We start from the raw sequence: 14,559 nt of genomic DNA on the forward strand, positions 1-14,559 counted from the left end.
GGCGTCATCTCTATCGGTCCCCTGTTACTGTCCGGTGTCGGATAGGCGAGTTATAGTATTCGGCCCCGGCCCCGGAGCTGAGCCAGCTTCCGACGACTCACGGCGTCTGGCATGTTTGTTATTGCAAACGAGACAATTGACGTTAATGATGGGGGTCTCGGGCGTGGCGCAAGGAGGTTCATTTGAGTTTGCTCCTGGCGCGACGCCGCGAATCGTAGAGAGCGGCGCAGTCGCTACACTCCACGAACCAGAAGCAGTGCGCATTCTCGCTGGGGTCTATCACGTCGAACCCGATGTGCCTAAAGAGCACGACCTGCGAGTTGAATTCAGCATTCATCCTCACAGATGTGGAGTGAGAAACACCAATACAATTTTGTGGGAAGCCGAGCAGACAGACGCGGAAAACTTACACGCTCCGCTACGATGGCCCAACCTATTTAGTGAACTCATAGGTGATAAGGTTTTCGGGCTTCTAGTCGCAGATGCATATGGTTATTTGGTTCCACGATCCAGCGTGATTTCTCGTAAGATTCCCCCATTTAGTTTTGGCAGGCCTACGGGTGAAGACGAAGTGTGGCTTAGAACTGCTCCCATGCAACCTGAACCAGGTCTTTACCCGACTGTTAGAGGATGGACGGATCCCTTCAAGATTATGGAAAGCTCTGAGGGCTCCGGTCAGTTGGCTTCACTCCTGATACAAGATGAGGTGAGGGCGAAGTATTCGGGTGCAATGATCTCTGCGACGAACGGTGGTGCGCTTATCGAAGGCGTATTTGGATTCGGTGATGATTTTATGTTGGGCAAGTCAGGCCCTGTCGAACTCCCGGCAGAAATCCAGAATCGCTTACTCACAATGCATTCTGCTATCCAGACCGCGCTGGGCGGTGTTCGTATCGAATGGGCTTTTGACGGATCAGAAATTTGGATACTTCAGCTTCAACAAATTCAAGCTATGTCAGCGGGTAGAACGATTGTTTCAGGCAATGTTGACCACGAGGTTGAATTTGACGTAACAAGGGGATTGAGTGAGCTAAGGCTCTTGCTTTCTGAAATGGAAGGAAGGGCTTGGGGAGTTCGACTTATAGGTAACGTTGGAATGACAAGCCATTTCGCGGATGTATTGAGGCGCTCCCAGATTCCCTCGCGTATTTCCTAGAAGTCGCCATATTCGCGCTCATTGCAGGGCCTCATAGGTGACGTAGGCGAAGCGGGTGGAGTCGGGGGACCAGGAGTTGACGTTCATTGTTCCCTGACCGCCGGTGGCCTGGATGAGTTTCTTTTGGGTGGTCGCTACCTTGCCCTGATCGATTGCTACCAGCTTTAGTTCGATGGATACGTTGCGGGGATTGTGGTTGGGCGTGCCGGCGGGGTAGCCGATGTACACCAACTTTTTGCCGTCGGGTGAGATGTGAGGGAACCAGTCTTCGAGTGCATCGTTGACTACCATCTGGGCTTTCTCATCGTTGTGGCCTGCGCCTTCGGCAGGGAAGCGCCAGATGGCTTCTTTGCCGGAGCGGTCGGAGTTGATGTAGATCCACTTGCCGTCCGGAGAGTAGTCGGGGCCGTCGTCGTGGTGGGGGTTGGAGGTGAATTGTCTCTCGGGTCCACCGGCGGCGGGCATGCCGTAGATGTCGAATTGGCCGCTGCCGTTGCGCTGGGCCACGAAGGCCAGGGTGATGCTGTCGGGCGACCAGCCGTGGAAGTAGCTGGGGGAGTCGGGCGTCATCAGCTTTGCGTTGTTGCCGTCGGCGTCGGCGAGGAAGACCTGCGAGCCTTTGTTTGGCGGGACGGTGGCTGAGAAGGCGATCTTTGTGCCGTCGGGCGAGATGGCCTTGTCGTTGTTGCACTGATAGTCAGCCGGGATCGCGAGCTTGGATGGCTCGGCCGTGCCGTCCTGTTTGAGGACTAACTTGTAGATGGCCCCGCCGGAGTTGGCGATGAGGTACTTGCCGTCGGGGGACCAGTTCGGCGCCTCCCAGATGGAATCGGTGGTGTAGACCAGATGCGAGGAGCCGGTGCGCATGTCATAGACGAAGAGACGGCTGCGCAGATGCTTCTCTTCTGAGTGCGACGGAGATTGCTGTGCCCGAAGAGCAGGTGCTATCAGGGAGGCTGCGACTACGGCGAGATTACAGAAGAATCGCATTTGGATTGAGAGAACTTTCATTTGGGTGACACTCCTCTTTTGGTAGAAGTCGCAAGGGGATTTGCCCGCGCAGGCGACGCTTTGTGCGTGTTGTCGATGCTTCTGGAAGGGCGTACTGGGTCACTATGGCGCTGTGGAGAGTGGCTTTCTCTCTGCGACTCACCGCCGCCATGATACCGTGGGAGAACGAAAGTTGCCCGGTGCGATGGGAAGATTGAGACTCGATTCTATTGGTTGGAGCCGCAAACCGCGGATCAGGGCGACGACCGCAGCACTCTGTGGATGGCTATCAACTATGGTGCTTTGCAGCTCGTCGGTGCTCGCGTTGTATGGTCAACAAACGCAGCCCGGCTCGGCGCCGGTGGTGGTCCAGCCGGGCGCTCCGGGCACTCCAAGCAGACAGCTGCCATCGTCTACAACGGGGCAGGCGCCTCAAAGGTCGCAGGCTGATGTCGAGTTCATGCAGGGCATGATCATGCATCACGGGCAGGCGGTCGAGATGACAGCGCTGATTCCATCGCACACGGAGAACAAGGAAATTCGCTCTTTGGGAGCGCGCATCGGCCTTTCGCAGGCGGACGAGATGAAGTTTATGAAGCGCTGGCTTGTGGCTCGCGGGGAACCCGTGTCGATGGCGATGCCGGGGATGCCGGATATGGATAAGAGCGGGTCTCCCATGCAGGCGATGCCGGGGATGCTGACGCCGAAACAGATGGAGGCGCTGCGGCAGGCCAAGGGTGCGGAGTTTGACCGGCAGTTTTTGACGGGGATGATTCAGCACCATAATGGGGCGCTGGTGATGGTCAAGCAGCTGTTCGATACGCCGGGCGCGGGGCAGGATGCGGAGCTGTTCGACTTTGCCACCGATGCTGACAATACGCAGCGGGCTGAGATTGGAATTATGCAGGACATGTTGAAGGAGAAACGATGAATCGTACGCAGTCTTTCGCTTTTCGTTTGGCCGGTGTGGCCTTTGGCGCGGCTTTGGTGTGTTCGAGCTTTGGAGTTCTTCGGGCGCAGGCTCCGGCTGCGCAGGCTCCCTCTGCCTCTGCTGCGCAGGCGGATTCAGAGGAAGACGATAATCCGTTTACGCCGAAGCCCGCTGTGCCACTGCCGCCGGGTATGACGGGGTCGACGACGAACGATCCGCGCGTGGGGCTGAAACCTGGACTGTATGACGCGGGTGAAACTGCGATGGGGATGGAGCACCTTGCGTTTGTGAAGAAGCCTAACGCGTTTCAACTGTCGTCTACGAATCCAGACGATCCGGCGGTGCAGAAGAGTCTGGACCTGATAGGTGTGGGTAACAGAGATAAGATACCGAAGCCCATGCAGTTGGTGATTGCGCAGCTCGCGTTCGCAAACTCCGACTTTGCGTTTCAGGGAACGCACCTGTTCCAGGGCAACTTCTATGGCGTGAACTTCTACGACATCTCGAACCCGGCGAAGGTGTCGCTGATTACGTCGCTGGTGTGTCCGGGCGGGCAGGGCGATGTGTCGGTGTATGGGAACCTGCTGTTCATGTCGGTGGAGATGCCGAACGGACGTCTGGATTGCGGAGTGCAAGGGTTTCCGCCGTTGCCCCCGCCGGAACCGGGGCATGAGAAGGACCACAGAATTCCGACGGCGAGTGCGGATCGCTTTCGCGGTGTGAGGGTCTTTGATATCTCGGACATCAAGAATCCGAAGCAGGTGGCGGCGGTGCAGACCTGCCGCGGATCACACACGCATACGCTGGTGGTGGATCCGAACGATAAGGACAATGTCTACATTTACGTTTCAGGAACGTCCTTTGTGCGCCAGAGTGAGGAGCTTGCGGGCTGCTCGGGGGAAGAGAAGCCGGAGAAGGACCCGAACACGTCGTTGTTTCGGATCGACGTGATCAAAGTGCCGCTCGCCGCGCCACAACAGGCCAAGGTGGTTTCGAGTCCGCGAGTATTTATCGATGCGCGCACGGGCGCTCTGAATGGCTTGAACAATGGTGGAAGCCACGACAAGAAAGCCGAGAAGCCTGCGGACACCAACCAGTGCCATGACATCACGGTGTATTCGGCCTTGGGACTTGCGGCTGGGGCCTGCTCAGGCAATGGCATCCTGCTCGACATTAAGGACCCTGTGCATCCTAAGCGCGTGGATGCGGTAAACGATCCGAACTACTCGTATTGGCACTCGGCGTCTTTCTCAAATGACGGAACGAAGGTGGTGTTTACCGATGAGTGGGGCGGCGGTTTGCAGCCACGATGCCGTCCCACCGACCCGAACAAGTGGGGAGCGGATGCGATCTTCAACCTGAAGGATGACAAGCTGTCGTTTGCAAGCTACTACAAGATGTCGGCTGCCCAGACGGAGACGGAAAACTGCGTGGCTCACAACGGCTCACTGATACCGGTTCCCGGGCGCGACATCGAAGTACAGGCCTGGTATCAAGGCGGAATTTCGGTGATGGACTTTACGGACCCGGCACATGCGTACGAGATCGCCTACTTCGATCGCGGGCCCGTCGATGCCAACGCGTTGGTCCTGGGTGGTGATTGGTCTGCGTATTGGTACAACGGCTATATCTACGGGTCGGAGATCGCGCGCGGACTGGATGTGTTCAAGCTGGTCCCAAGCAAATTTCTAACCCAGAGTGAGATCGATGCGGCGAAGCTGGTCCAGGTCAGCGAGTTGAATGTACAGAACCAGCAGAAGATTACCTGGCCCTCTCAACTGACGGTAGCGAAAGCGTATCTAGACCAGTTGGGCCGGTCGCAGGCGCTGTCGTCTGATCGGATCGCAGATTTGAACAAAGCAATTACGCGTACGCAGAAGTCGCACCTTGGCAAGAAGGATTTGGCGAAGCTGCGCGGCATGGCAGCGTCGGTGGAAACGAGCGCGTCAGATGCAAAGACTCCTGAGGATACCAGGAGGCTGCATGCGCTGGCTCAGATACTGGAGAGTCCGACTGCCTAACGCTCCGCGGGCTGACGCTCGTCAGTGATGGGCCTTGGGCTCGCTGGCCTGCGTAAGCACCGCTTCTTGCTGCGAATTACGCTTTGTTATTTTTACAAAGCGGGCGGATTACAGCTCTCTAGTGGTCTTAGCTAACTAGAGAGCTGTAATCCGTCACAGATGGATGCGGAGCGTCGATTTGTCGACCTCCTTTTCCCATCGTGCTATCACCAACGTTGCCACTCCGTTGCCAATCATGTTCACCGCGGCACGGAACATGCTCATAAAGCGGTCGATCCCCAGAATGAGAGCCATGCCCGCGACGGGAACGGTAGAGACGACGGAGAGAGTTCCCACCAGCGCGATGAACGAAGCGCCCTGCACGCCGCTTGCGCCTTTTGAAGTGAGGACTGCTACAGCAAAGATGGTCAACTGCTGCGCCAGAGTGAGGTGCGTTCCCGTAGCCTGGGCCACGAAGAGAGCTGCGAGCGTGATGTAGAGACTCGTGCCGTCGGTGTTGAAGGCGTATCCCGTAGGCACTACCAGCCCTACGAGTGCCTTCGAGCACCCTAGTGTCTCAAGTTTCTCCATCAGCGTGGGAAGAGCAGGCTCGGAGGAACTGACAGCCAGCACGAGAAGAATCTCTTCTTTGATGTACAACAGAAATTTGAAGATGCTGAATCCAGCAAGGAGAGCAACTGCTCCCAGAACCACAACAACGAAAAAGATTGAGGTAATGTAAAACGTTCCAATCAATTTGAGGAGCGGCCCGAGTGATGCGATGCCGTACTTGCCCACCGTGAATGCCATAGCACCGAATGCCCCCAAGGGGGCGAAGCGCATAATGATGCCAACGACTCCGAAGATGGCGGTTGTAAAGGTGTCCAGGAGAGCGAGAAGCGGCCTGCATCGGTCACCCATCAACGACAGCGCAAAGCCAAAGAGCAAAGCGACCAGCAGGACCTGCAGGATGTCACCCTTTGCAAAGGCATCCACGATCGTTGTCGGGATGATGTGCATTGCAAACTCGGTTATAGTTTGCGCTTTAGCTTGCCCCGCATAGCCTTCCACTGCTCTCGCATCGAGAGTGGCTGGGTTTACGTGAAAGTCTGCACCCGGGTGAACGATGTTTCCTACGACTAAGCCGATGAAGAGCGCCAGCGTGGAGACTACTTCAAAGTAGATCAACGCCTTTCCGCCGACTCGACCGACCTTCTTCAAATCCTGCATGCCGGCTATCCCAGAGACCACCGTGCAGAAGATGATCGGCGTGACAACCATGGTGATAAGGCGAATGAACGCGTCGCCCAGCGGCTTCATGGCTACGGCACGAGCCGGGCTCAAATATCCGAAGGCAATTGCTAAGACGACGGCGATGCAGACCTGAAACCAAAAACTAAAATAAAAGGGGGTTTTGCCCTTCGATTCAGCGGACGTACCTACAGGTAGTTGCTCTACATCGACGCTTTCCATCTTTGATGTCCCTTCCTACGGTCGTCCAGGAGTGCCTCTGCTGCGCGCATCATCGCTAGCCGAGCGCACAGGTAAGCTATAGGTTTGGTTCGCGTATTGACTCGGCAAGGTCGTGGAGGAATGTCGCAGCCTTTGCCCCGTCCAATACGCGATGGTCGCAAGAGATCGTCATGCTGAAGACCGGTCGCACAACCATGACTCCATCAATAGCAACTACGCTGTCAGCAATTTGACCCACGGCCAGAATTGCGGCCTGTGGGGGAGTGATGATTGCGCAAAAAGAATCGATGTGGAACATTCCCAGATTGCTGACAGTGAAGGTCCCGCCCGCAAAATCGGTGGGGCGGAGACGGCCCGCTTTCGCTCTGTCCGTCAACTCGCGACGTTGTTTGGCGATCTCACCCAGCGTCGCAGTGTCTGCGTTGTGGACAACAGGTGCTACGACGCCGTCCTGCACGGCCATCGCTATGGAGACGTTCACGTCGGAGTTGAGACGGATTCCGTTCTCGATCCAGCTTGCATTGACGCGAGGATGCCGGGCCAGGGCGCGAGCCACGAGTGCGACAAGAATATCCGTATGCGTAAGCTTCACTCCAGAGGACTGCTCGACTCCAGGCCCAAGAGAGGCACGCAGAGAATTCAACGCAGTTGCATCCACCTCTCGTTGCAGAAAGAAGTGGGGTACTGTAGTCCAACTCTGGACGGTTCGTTCGGCCATGAGGCGGCCGATGGAAGAGAGGGATTCGGTTTGAACCGCAGGAGGGTGAGAGTCATGATGACCACCGTCTATGAGTGCTTGTATGTCGGAGGCAAGAATCTCTCCGCCATCGCCGGAACCTTGCACGGAGTTGAGATCGATGCCGTTCTCTTTGGCGAGCCTGCGCGCCTTCGGAGAGACTCTCGCGGTGGAGTTGGAAGTCGACGATTGCGGAGAGGATTCATCGGCGCTCTGGATTGCTTCTGTAACTGGAGTGGCCGCCTGCGGCTGAGGCTTCGCCTCCGACGGCACCTCCTCTCCCGGCTTCAGGATCCACGCTATAGTCTGGCCCACCGGAATGTCGGTCCCTACTTCGCCTGTGATTCCGCCGAGAACGCCGTCGGAAGTGGCTTCAACTTCCATCACGGCTTTATCGGTTTCGATTTCAAGCAACAGGTCTCCCTTCGAAACCTTATCGCCTTCTTTTTTGAGCCAGGAGACGAGCTTTCCTGTCTCCTGCGCCATCTCGAGTGCGGGCATTACGACGCTGATAGCCATAAATTATTGGGATACGCATGACCCTAAGGCGCAGCGTTAGCTCCCGATCCTCTCTTTTTGTGCGCTGGATGCAACCAGGTTGCGAACATCCGAGTTAGGTTCTACTTCTGTCTCTCGCACCGTGGGAAGTGGACCGCCGACCGTGTAGTAATGCGCACCGGCGACAAGAAGCTTCTCGGCAGGGAAGCGCGTGATCACCTCGTGGCCGGTCTCCGTGACAACGATCTCCTCCTCGATTCGTGCGGCACTCCACCCATCTTTCGAGGGCCAAAACGTCTCGAGAGCAAAGACCATTCCAGGCTTGATCTCCTGTGGATGATCCAAAGAGACAAGGCGGCTGATAACCGGCTTCTCCCAGATCGCGAGTCCTATACCGTGTCCGTACTGGAGCGCGAAGGCCGCCTCTTCATTGGGGAATCCGAAGTCCTGTGCCTTCGGCCACACCGAAGCGACATCGCCCGTCGAACGGCCGGGACGGATCAGATCGATCGCGGCGTCCAGATAGTCTCGGCATCTCTTATAGGCGTCGACCATTGCGTGGGATGAATAACCGATCGAGAACGTGCGGTAGTAACACGTGCGATAGCCCATGTAAGAGTGAAGAATGTCATAGTAAACAGGATCGCCGGGTCGCATGATTCTGTCGGAGAACACGTGCGGATGAGGATTGCATCGTTCGCCGGAGATGGCGTTGACCGCCTCGACGTACTCTGAGCCGAGGTCGTAAAGCACCTTGCTGACCAGGCCTACGGCTTCGTTCTCTCGCATGCCCGGCTTCATCGCCATGTAAAGCTCATGGTAGGCGGCATCGACCATGGAGGCAGAGGTATTGAGTAGCGCAATCTCGTCTTTGGTCTTGATGACGCGGGCTTCGGACATTAATTGCTGACCGTCGATAACGGTGATGCCCTCGCGCTGCAACGCGAACAGGACTGGCAACTCGATGATGTCAATTCCTACCGGCTCCTTATGCAAGCCACGCATCTCTAGCTCAATGCGAATTTTCTTCGCGACGTCTTCCGCGCGACCGTGCTCGGGAGACATTGTTCCACGCAACATGGAGATCCCCGGCCGCGAGCGTTCTCCGAGCCACGGACAATGGAGTTGATGATGTCGTGCTGCGGAGCCGAAGTCCCAGAGGATGGGCTCGTCGTTCTGTGGGAGCAGGACGAATCGGTTCGCCTTGTCCTGAGCCCATGTGCCAATGTGTGTCGATGTGAGATAACGCACATTGTTCATGTCGAAGCAGAGCAGAGCGCCCATCTCAGACTTCGCAAGCAAATTCTTCGCGCGCTGAAGTCTCTCTACGCGAAGACGATCAAAATCGATTCGCTGCTCCCAATCAACTCCCATGGTTCCGTAAGTCGGCTGTGCCATTGTTGCTTCTCCCGTTTCTGGTTCTACGATTTGCTACAAAGCTTCTTCGCTGCATCAAAGAGCATCTTCTCGGTCGGCACGGTCAGGTCCTCAAGCGGCGGTGAGAATGGTATGGGAACGTGCATCGCTCCCATGCGAAGTACGGGGCCGTCGAGATCATAGAAAGCACCCTCTGAGATCACGGATGCTAACTCCGAGGTCACACCATAGCGGCCGTATCCTTCATCGATCACAATGGCGCGCGACGTCTTTTTCGCAGAGTCAATGAGCGTCTTTTCATCGAGCGGCCAGAGAGTTCGTGGGTCGACGACCTCCGCGCTGATGCCGATCTCCGCGAGCATATCTGCTGCGCCGAGCGCCACCTGAACCATGCTGCTGGTCGCTACCAGCGTGATGTCTTTGCCAATCCGCTTCACCTCCGCAACGCCGAGAGGGATCATATATTCTCCGGTCGGTACGGGGCCTTTCAGCTTGTGGTGCATCATCTTGTCTTCGAAGAAGATGATGGGGTTCTCATCGCGAATCGCGGTCTTCAGAAGACCTTTCGCGTCAGCTGGAGTGGATGGAATCACAACCTTCAGCCCCGGCACGTGGCATAGCCATGCGTGGAGAGACTGCGAATGTTGAGCGGCGGAGCGCCGACTGGCTCCAAGCGTAGTACGCAGAACCATCGGCACCTTCCACTTGCCCCCCGACATGTAGTGGATCTTCGCAGCCTGATTAACCATCTGGTCCATCGTCAGGGTGAGAAAGTCACCGAACATGATGTCGACGACGGGACGAATCCCTGTCATGGCAGCGCCCACGGCTATGCCTGTAAAGCCTGCCTCAGAGATCGGCGTGTCAAAGACACGATTGGTTCCGAACTCCTCGACCAGTCCAGATAACACCTTGAACGGGGTTCCGGCCTCGGCCACGTCTTCGCCAAGAATGCAGACTCGCGAGTCATGCCGCATCTCTTCGGCGAGCGCTTCTCTTACGGCCTGGGCAAAGGTCAATTCACGATCAGTAGTCTCAGGCATAGACGTGCATCTCCACTTCTTCTAATGCTGGGTATGGGGCAGCGATGGCAAACTCCACAGCGGCTTTCATCTCTTCTCGAACTTCGGCCTCGAGATTATCGAGCGTAGCTTTATCGGTGAGCCCTTCTTCAAGGAGCCGTTCGCCGTGAAGCAGAATGGGGTCGCGTCGGGTCTTCCACTCCTGCTCTTCCTGCTTGGTGCGGTAGTAGTCGCGATTGATGTCGCCCACGTGATGGCCGGTGTAGCGATACGTATTGCAGAGAAGAAAGGCCGGTCCGTCGCCTGCTCTTGCGCCATCAATAAGCTGCTTCGCCTTGGTATAGACAGCTTGCACGTCCTGGCCGTCAACAGTCTCGGCCTTCACGCCGAATGCTGTGGCTCGAGCGCAGATGTCTCCCGCTGTGGTCTCACTGTAGTGTGTGTACTCGTTGTAGAGATTGTTTTCGCATACGTAGATCACAGGAAGCTTCCAAAGCTGAGCGATGTTGAGCACCTCATAAAGCAACCCCTGACCGAGTGCTCCTTCGCCAAAAAACACACAGCAACCCGTCCATTGTTCAGGTACTTTGCTGAGAAGGCGGCACCTGTCGCGATGCCCATGCTGCCACCGACGATCGCATTCGCGCCTAGATTGCCCGTGGCAGGATCGGCGATGTGCATCGAGCCGCCCTTGCCGTGGCAGTATCCCGCTTCCTTGCCTAGCAGCTCGGCGAACATGAGACTTGGTGTTGCGCCTTTCGCCAGGCAGTGACCGTGTCCGCGATGCGTGCTGGTGACGTAGTCTTCTTTTTGAGAGCTTCGCAGATTCCGACTGCAATGGCTTCTTCGCCGCTGTACAAGTGGGCGAGGCCAGGCATCAGCGCACGCGTATAGAGTTCATTCACCTGCTCTTCGAACATGCGGATACGAAGCATCTGTCGATAAGCGTGAAGCGCCAGTGTTTTGCTGAAGGTGTTTACAGCTTCTGCGGTTTCGGGTGTCATCTTCCAACTCCTGTGTCGATGCCGGACATCTTTGCGAGAACGTCGAAGATCACGGCGAAGTCCAGCTTGGCCCAGTTCATGGCGCGTGCCGCAGTTAGAAATTCATTGGTAACCGCAGTAGTTGGGAGGGGTACATTCAATTGGCGTCCAAGATCTAACGCCAGCAACATATCCTTCTGCATCATGTTCACGTCGAACCATGCCTCTTCCGGCTGCTGAAGCACGAAGGGGCCGCGGTACTTGACCATGGGAGAGGCGATGGCGCTGTGAGTGAGTACGTCCACCGCAACTTCGCGCTTGATTCCGCTCTTCTCGGCCAGCAACACGCCCTCGGAGAAGGCCAGCATCTGCACGGCAAGGCTCAGATTCGAAGCAATCTTCATCGACAGCGCAAGTCCATTGCCGCCGACGTGCGTCACCTTGGGGCCTATATCCAACAGGATCGGCTTGACCTTCTCGAAGGTCTCAGCCCTGCCGCCCACCATCACGGACAGATTGCCTTGCTGGAGAGTAATGACGCTTCCGGAGACAGGAGCGTCCAGCATGTCTGCACCAAGAGCCCTAACCCTCTCCGCGATCTCACGGCTTAGATCCGGTCCAACGGTGCTGATATCGACCAGAATCTTTCCTGCGCTGAGCCCTGCGAGAAAGCCATTCGGGCCTTCCGCAATACCCTTCAATGCGGAGCCGTTCGTGACCATGGAGAGAACAACATCGGCTGCTTTGGCTACCTCACGCGGAGACTCTGCGAACTTCATTCCCTTCGCAATAAGCCGTTCCGCCTTGGACCGTGTCCGGTTGTACCCGGTCACAGAGTGGCCCTTCGCCAAGAGCCGATCCACCATCTCACTTCCCATTACTCCGAGGCCAATAAAGCCGAGGTTCGCCATTCGATCCTGCCTTTCGTGCTAAGTGGGGTTTCCCTTAGTTGATTTGGTTTTCATAACTGCAGAAACCTTCGAATCCTGGTGCACCTGTTGCAGGTGAGCACGCATCGCTTTGCGCGCACCGCTGGCACTTCTCTTTTCAATCGCTTCGAGGATTAGCTTGTGATGGACCTGACCACGCTCCGGGCCGCCAGTGACAGCGAAGATTCCCAGCCGCTGCTCGCGCAGGACGCCTACCAGGGAATCGAGTAATGACAGGATGAGCGGATTCCCGGCAGCCTCGGCCAGCGCCAGATGGAAGTCGAGATCGGCTTCAATATAGGCATCAGGATTTTTCATGCTGCGGTCCATTACGGCCACAGCCTCTCGCATCATGACCAGGTGTTGCTCTTCGATACGCGTTGCGGCGAGTGCCGTGAACTCGGGTTCCAGAATCTCGCGCATCTCCGCAACATAGTCCGAGTCTTCGAGGTCGCCGCTCTTGAGAAAGGAGTTCAGGGAGTGGCGTATCGCCTGGGACTTGCCCGTGCTGACAAACGTGCCTCGGCCTGAGTACGCTTCGACCAGCCCTTTCTCGCTCAGGGTCTTAACTGCTTCGCGCACAGCTGTGCGGCTGACGCCAAACTCCTGAGCTAACTCCCGTTCTGCCGGGAGCTGGTCCCCAGGTTTCAGCTTTCCTTCCCGGATCGACTGCTCGATCTGCTGCACTATCTGCTCATAAAGTCTTGCGGTTCGAACTACTTTGTACATAGGCATCCCCTTCGTCTGGCCACCGGGAAGGGTGGTCGTGGTCGAAACACTATACAGGACGCCATGGGTTGAAATTGCCATTCCGGTAGATGATTTCCGTTTCGGGTATTTGGTTATACCAATAGACCAAATCGTCTATTGGGTTACAAAACACTTAAGGTCTGGTGGCCCTACCTAGATGCCACCTTTTCAAAATTCGACAGATCTCGTGTCTATTTCTCAATCCATACAGTTTTGACATTCGTGAACTCGCGAATGCCGAATGGTCCCAGTTCGCGTCCAAATCCAGACTGCTTGACCCCGCCAAACGGCACCCGCGGGTCCGAGGCGACCATCTTGTTGACGAAGACCATTCCCGCCTCCAACTCCTGGATCAGGTGGTCTCGTTCGGACTCGTCCTGAGTCCACACACTCGCGCCCAGGCCGAAGCGCGTGTCATTGGCGATGCGGATTGCCTCTTCTACATCCTTCACGCGGAAGATGGTCGCAACCGGGCCAAAAAACTCTTCGCTGTATGCGGGGGAGTCGAGTGGGATGTCGGTCAAGACTGTCGGCGGATAAAAGCTGCCCTTTCCTGGAATCGGCTTTCCTCCAGTCAACAGCCTTGCGCCTGCATCGACTGACTTCTGCACATCGCGGTGCAGATCTTCGACTGCACTGGCAGAGGCCAGCGGTCCTAGTTCGGTCGTCCGATCGAGTGGATCACCAACTTTCAACGCCTCCATGCGTGCAACGAACTCCTTCTCAAACCTGTCCGCGATGGAATCCTCCACGATGAATCTCTTGGCTGCGATGCAGGACTGGCCGTTATTTGCAACCCGTGCCTTGACTGCCGTTGCAACGGCCTCGTCAAAATTCGCTGTCTTCATCACAATGAAGGGATCGCTTCCGCCCAACTCCAGCACGACTTTTTTGATACTTTTGGCTGCAGAGATGCCAACCTGAACTCCAGCGCCTTCACTTCCTGTGAGCGTTGCTGCCGCGATGCGCGGGTCGGCCAGAATGCCCTCTACCTTGGAGGCGCCGACTAATAGAGTTTGAAAGACTCCCTCCGCGAAGCCCGCGCGAAGAAAGACATCTTCCACGGCCAGCGCGCTCTGCGGAACATTGGAGGCGTGCTTAAGCAGTCCGACGTTACCGGCCATCAATGCAGGAGCGACGAACCGAATGACCTGCCAGAAAGGATAGTTCCACGGCATGATAGCGAGGACAGGCCCTAGCGGCTGATAACGAATGTAGCTGCGGTTCGCGCTGGTCTCGACCGCCTCGTCAGCCAGAAATCGCTCGGCGTTCTCGGCGTAGTAGCGGCAGGCCCAGGCAGATTTTACGGCCTCGTCGATAGCAGCCTGAATGGGCTTTCCCATCTCCAGGCTCATGAGTCGGCCAAACTGCTCCTTCTCTGCTTCGAGAATCTCCGCCGCTTTAATCATCCGTTCCGCGCGATAGGCGAAGCTTGTCTCACGATGAAGGACAAACGCTGCAGCAGCCTTATCGAGCTTGGTCGCCAACTCCTGGTCGGTCAGCGGATCAAAGGTTTTCATTACTTCGCCGGTGGCCGGATTGATGCTTGCAATGCCCATCTCGGAAGACCTTTCTCATGGCACCTTGAGGAGAGGCGCTTGTGGTCTGACAGTTATACCGCAAGTCCGGATAAGTTTGTCAAGTGACTTCCAAAATAATTTGTTTTCCCAAATTCCTTGACTGGTGTTGTGGTGCGGTGGTAAAGCTGTCGTAC

Annotated in this window: 12 protein-coding genes and 1 pseudogene; 3 read left to right on the forward strand and 10 right to left on the reverse strand. The window is 56.4% G+C overall.

The window, feature by feature from the left end; all coding sequences use genetic code 11:
- Positions 1 to 136: 136 nt before the first annotated feature.
- Positions 137 to 1,156, forward strand: coding sequence for a hypothetical protein (locus RBB80_RS13030; protein ID WP_433968612.1), 1,020 nt, complete (start codon positions 137 to 139; stop codon positions 1,154 to 1,156).
- A gap of 18 nt (positions 1,157 to 1,174) precedes the next feature.
- Here RBB80_RS13030 and RBB80_RS13035 read toward each other — a convergent pair whose 3' ends face one another.
- Positions 1,175 to 2,167, reverse strand: coding sequence for a TolB family protein (locus RBB80_RS13035; protein ID WP_433968613.1), 993 nt, complete (start codon positions 2,165 to 2,167; stop codon positions 1,175 to 1,177).
- A 295-nt stretch (positions 2,168 to 2,462) separates the two neighbouring features.
- Here RBB80_RS13035 and RBB80_RS13040 point away from each other — a divergent pair, with 295 nt between their 5' ends.
- Both RBB80_RS13040 and RBB80_RS13045 read left to right on the forward strand, forming a co-directional pair.
- Positions 2,463 to 3,077, forward strand: coding sequence for a DUF305 domain-containing protein (locus RBB80_RS13040; RefSeq protein ID WP_433968615.1), 615 nt, complete (start codon positions 2,463 to 2,465; stop codon positions 3,075 to 3,077).
- Positions 3,074 to 5,098, forward strand: a complete 2,025-nt coding sequence (locus RBB80_RS13045) for an LVIVD repeat-containing protein (protein WP_433968617.1) — start codon at positions 3,074 to 3,076, stop codon at positions 5,096 to 5,098. The genes RBB80_RS13040 and RBB80_RS13045 overlap by 4 nt, the downstream gene beginning before the upstream one ends.
- Positions 5,099 to 5,251: 153 nt before the next feature.
- Here the strand turns inward: RBB80_RS13045 and dctA are convergent, their stop codons facing one another.
- The 9 genes and pseudogenes from dctA to RBB80_RS13090 form a co-directional block, all read right to left on the reverse strand.
- Positions 5,252 to 6,550: a C4-dicarboxylate transporter DctA gene (gene dctA / locus RBB80_RS13050; RefSeq protein ID WP_433968619.1), complete on the reverse strand. Its 1,299-nt coding sequence runs from the start codon at positions 6,548 to 6,550 to the stop codon at positions 5,252 to 5,254.
- A 76-nt stretch (positions 6,551 to 6,626) separates the two neighbouring features.
- Positions 6,627 to 7,787, reverse strand: coding sequence for a dihydrolipoamide acetyltransferase family protein (locus tag RBB80_RS13055; protein WP_433968620.1), 1,161 nt, complete (start codon positions 7,785 to 7,787; stop codon positions 6,627 to 6,629).
- 54 nt (positions 7,788 to 7,841) lie between these two features.
- Positions 7,842 to 9,182 carry a M24 family metallopeptidase gene (locus tag RBB80_RS13060; protein WP_433968622.1) on the reverse strand — a complete coding sequence of 447 codons (1,341 nt, stop codon included), beginning with the start codon at positions 9,180 to 9,182 and terminating at the stop codon, positions 7,842 to 7,844.
- 23 nt (positions 9,183 to 9,205) lie between these two features.
- On the reverse strand, positions 9,206 to 10,204 hold the full coding sequence (locus RBB80_RS13065; RefSeq protein WP_433968624.1) for an alpha-ketoacid dehydrogenase subunit beta: 999 nt from the start codon (positions 10,202 to 10,204) through the stop codon (positions 9,206 to 9,208).
- Positions 10,197 to 11,008: pseudogene (locus tag RBB80_RS13070) on the reverse strand (thiamine pyrophosphate-dependent dehydrogenase E1 component subunit alpha). The gene RBB80_RS13065 and the pseudogene RBB80_RS13070 overlap by 8 nt, the downstream one beginning before the upstream one ends.
- Entirely contained in the window at positions 10,903 to 11,187 is a 285-nt protein-coding gene (locus RBB80_RS13075; protein ID WP_433968626.1) for a hypothetical protein, read from the reverse strand. Before RBB80_RS13075 ends, RBB80_RS13070 begins: the two are co-directional and overlap by 106 nt.
- Positions 11,184 to 12,077, reverse strand: coding sequence for an NAD(P)-dependent oxidoreductase (locus RBB80_RS13080; protein WP_433968628.1), 894 nt, complete (start codon positions 12,075 to 12,077; stop codon positions 11,184 to 11,186). Before RBB80_RS13080 ends, RBB80_RS13075 begins: the two co-directional genes overlap by 4 nt.
- 18 nt (positions 12,078 to 12,095) lie before the next feature.
- Complete coding sequence (locus tag RBB80_RS13085) at positions 12,096 to 12,905, reverse strand: FadR/GntR family transcriptional regulator (RefSeq protein WP_433968630.1); 810 nt, start codon at positions 12,903 to 12,905, stop codon at positions 12,096 to 12,098.
- Positions 12,906 to 13,036: 131 nt separating this feature from the next.
- Positions 13,037 to 14,404 carry an NAD-dependent succinate-semialdehyde dehydrogenase gene (locus tag RBB80_RS13090; protein ID WP_433968631.1) on the reverse strand — a complete coding sequence of 456 codons (1,368 nt, stop codon included), beginning with the start codon at positions 14,402 to 14,404 and terminating at the stop codon, positions 13,037 to 13,039.
- Positions 14,405 to 14,559: the final 155 nt, after the last annotated feature.

Origin of the sequence: Tunturiibacter gelidiferens, from assembly GCF_051013345.1 — a bacterium.
Classification (GTDB): domain Bacteria; phylum Acidobacteriota; class Terriglobia; order Terriglobales; family Acidobacteriaceae; genus Edaphobacter; species Edaphobacter gelidiferens_A.

What these genes read in the sequence shown, in the direction of transcription:
- RBB80_RS13075 (WP_433968626.1), bottom strand. Translation starts at nt 11,187, where the DNA reads ATGACACCCGAAACCGCAGAAGCTGTAAACACCTTCAGCAAAACACTG.
- RBB80_RS13085 (WP_433968630.1), bottom strand. Translation starts at nt 12,905, where the DNA reads ATGGCAATTTCAACCCATGGCGTCCTGTATAGTGTTTCGACCACGACC.
- dctA (WP_433968619.1), bottom strand. Translation starts at nt 6,550, where the DNA reads ATGGAAAGCGTCGATGTAGAGCAACTACCTGTAGGTACGTCCGCTGAA.
- RBB80_RS13055 (WP_433968620.1), bottom strand. Translation starts at nt 7,787, where the DNA reads ATGCCCGCACTCGAGATGGCGCAGGAGACAGGAAAGCTCGTCTCCTGG.
- RBB80_RS13045 (WP_433968617.1), top strand. Translation starts at nt 3,074, where the DNA reads ATGAATCGTACGCAGTCTTTCGCTTTTCGTTTGGCCGGTGTGGCCTTT.
- RBB80_RS13060 (WP_433968622.1), bottom strand. Translation starts at nt 9,182, where the DNA reads ATGGCACAGCCGACTTACGGAACCATGGGAGTTGATTGGGAGCAGCGA.
- RBB80_RS13065 (WP_433968624.1), bottom strand. Translation starts at nt 10,204, where the DNA reads ATGCCTGAGACTACTGATCGTGAATTGACCTTTGCCCAGGCCGTAAGA.
- RBB80_RS13035 (WP_433968613.1), bottom strand. Translation starts at nt 2,167, where the DNA reads ATGAAAGTTCTCTCAATCCAAATGCGATTCTTCTGTAATCTCGCCGTA.
- RBB80_RS13090 (WP_433968631.1), bottom strand. Translation starts at nt 14,404, where the DNA reads ATGGGCATTGCAAGCATCAATCCGGCCACCGGCGAAGTAATGAAAACC.
- RBB80_RS13080 (WP_433968628.1), bottom strand. Translation starts at nt 12,077, where the DNA reads ATGGCGAACCTCGGCTTTATTGGCCTCGGAGTAATGGGAAGTGAGATG.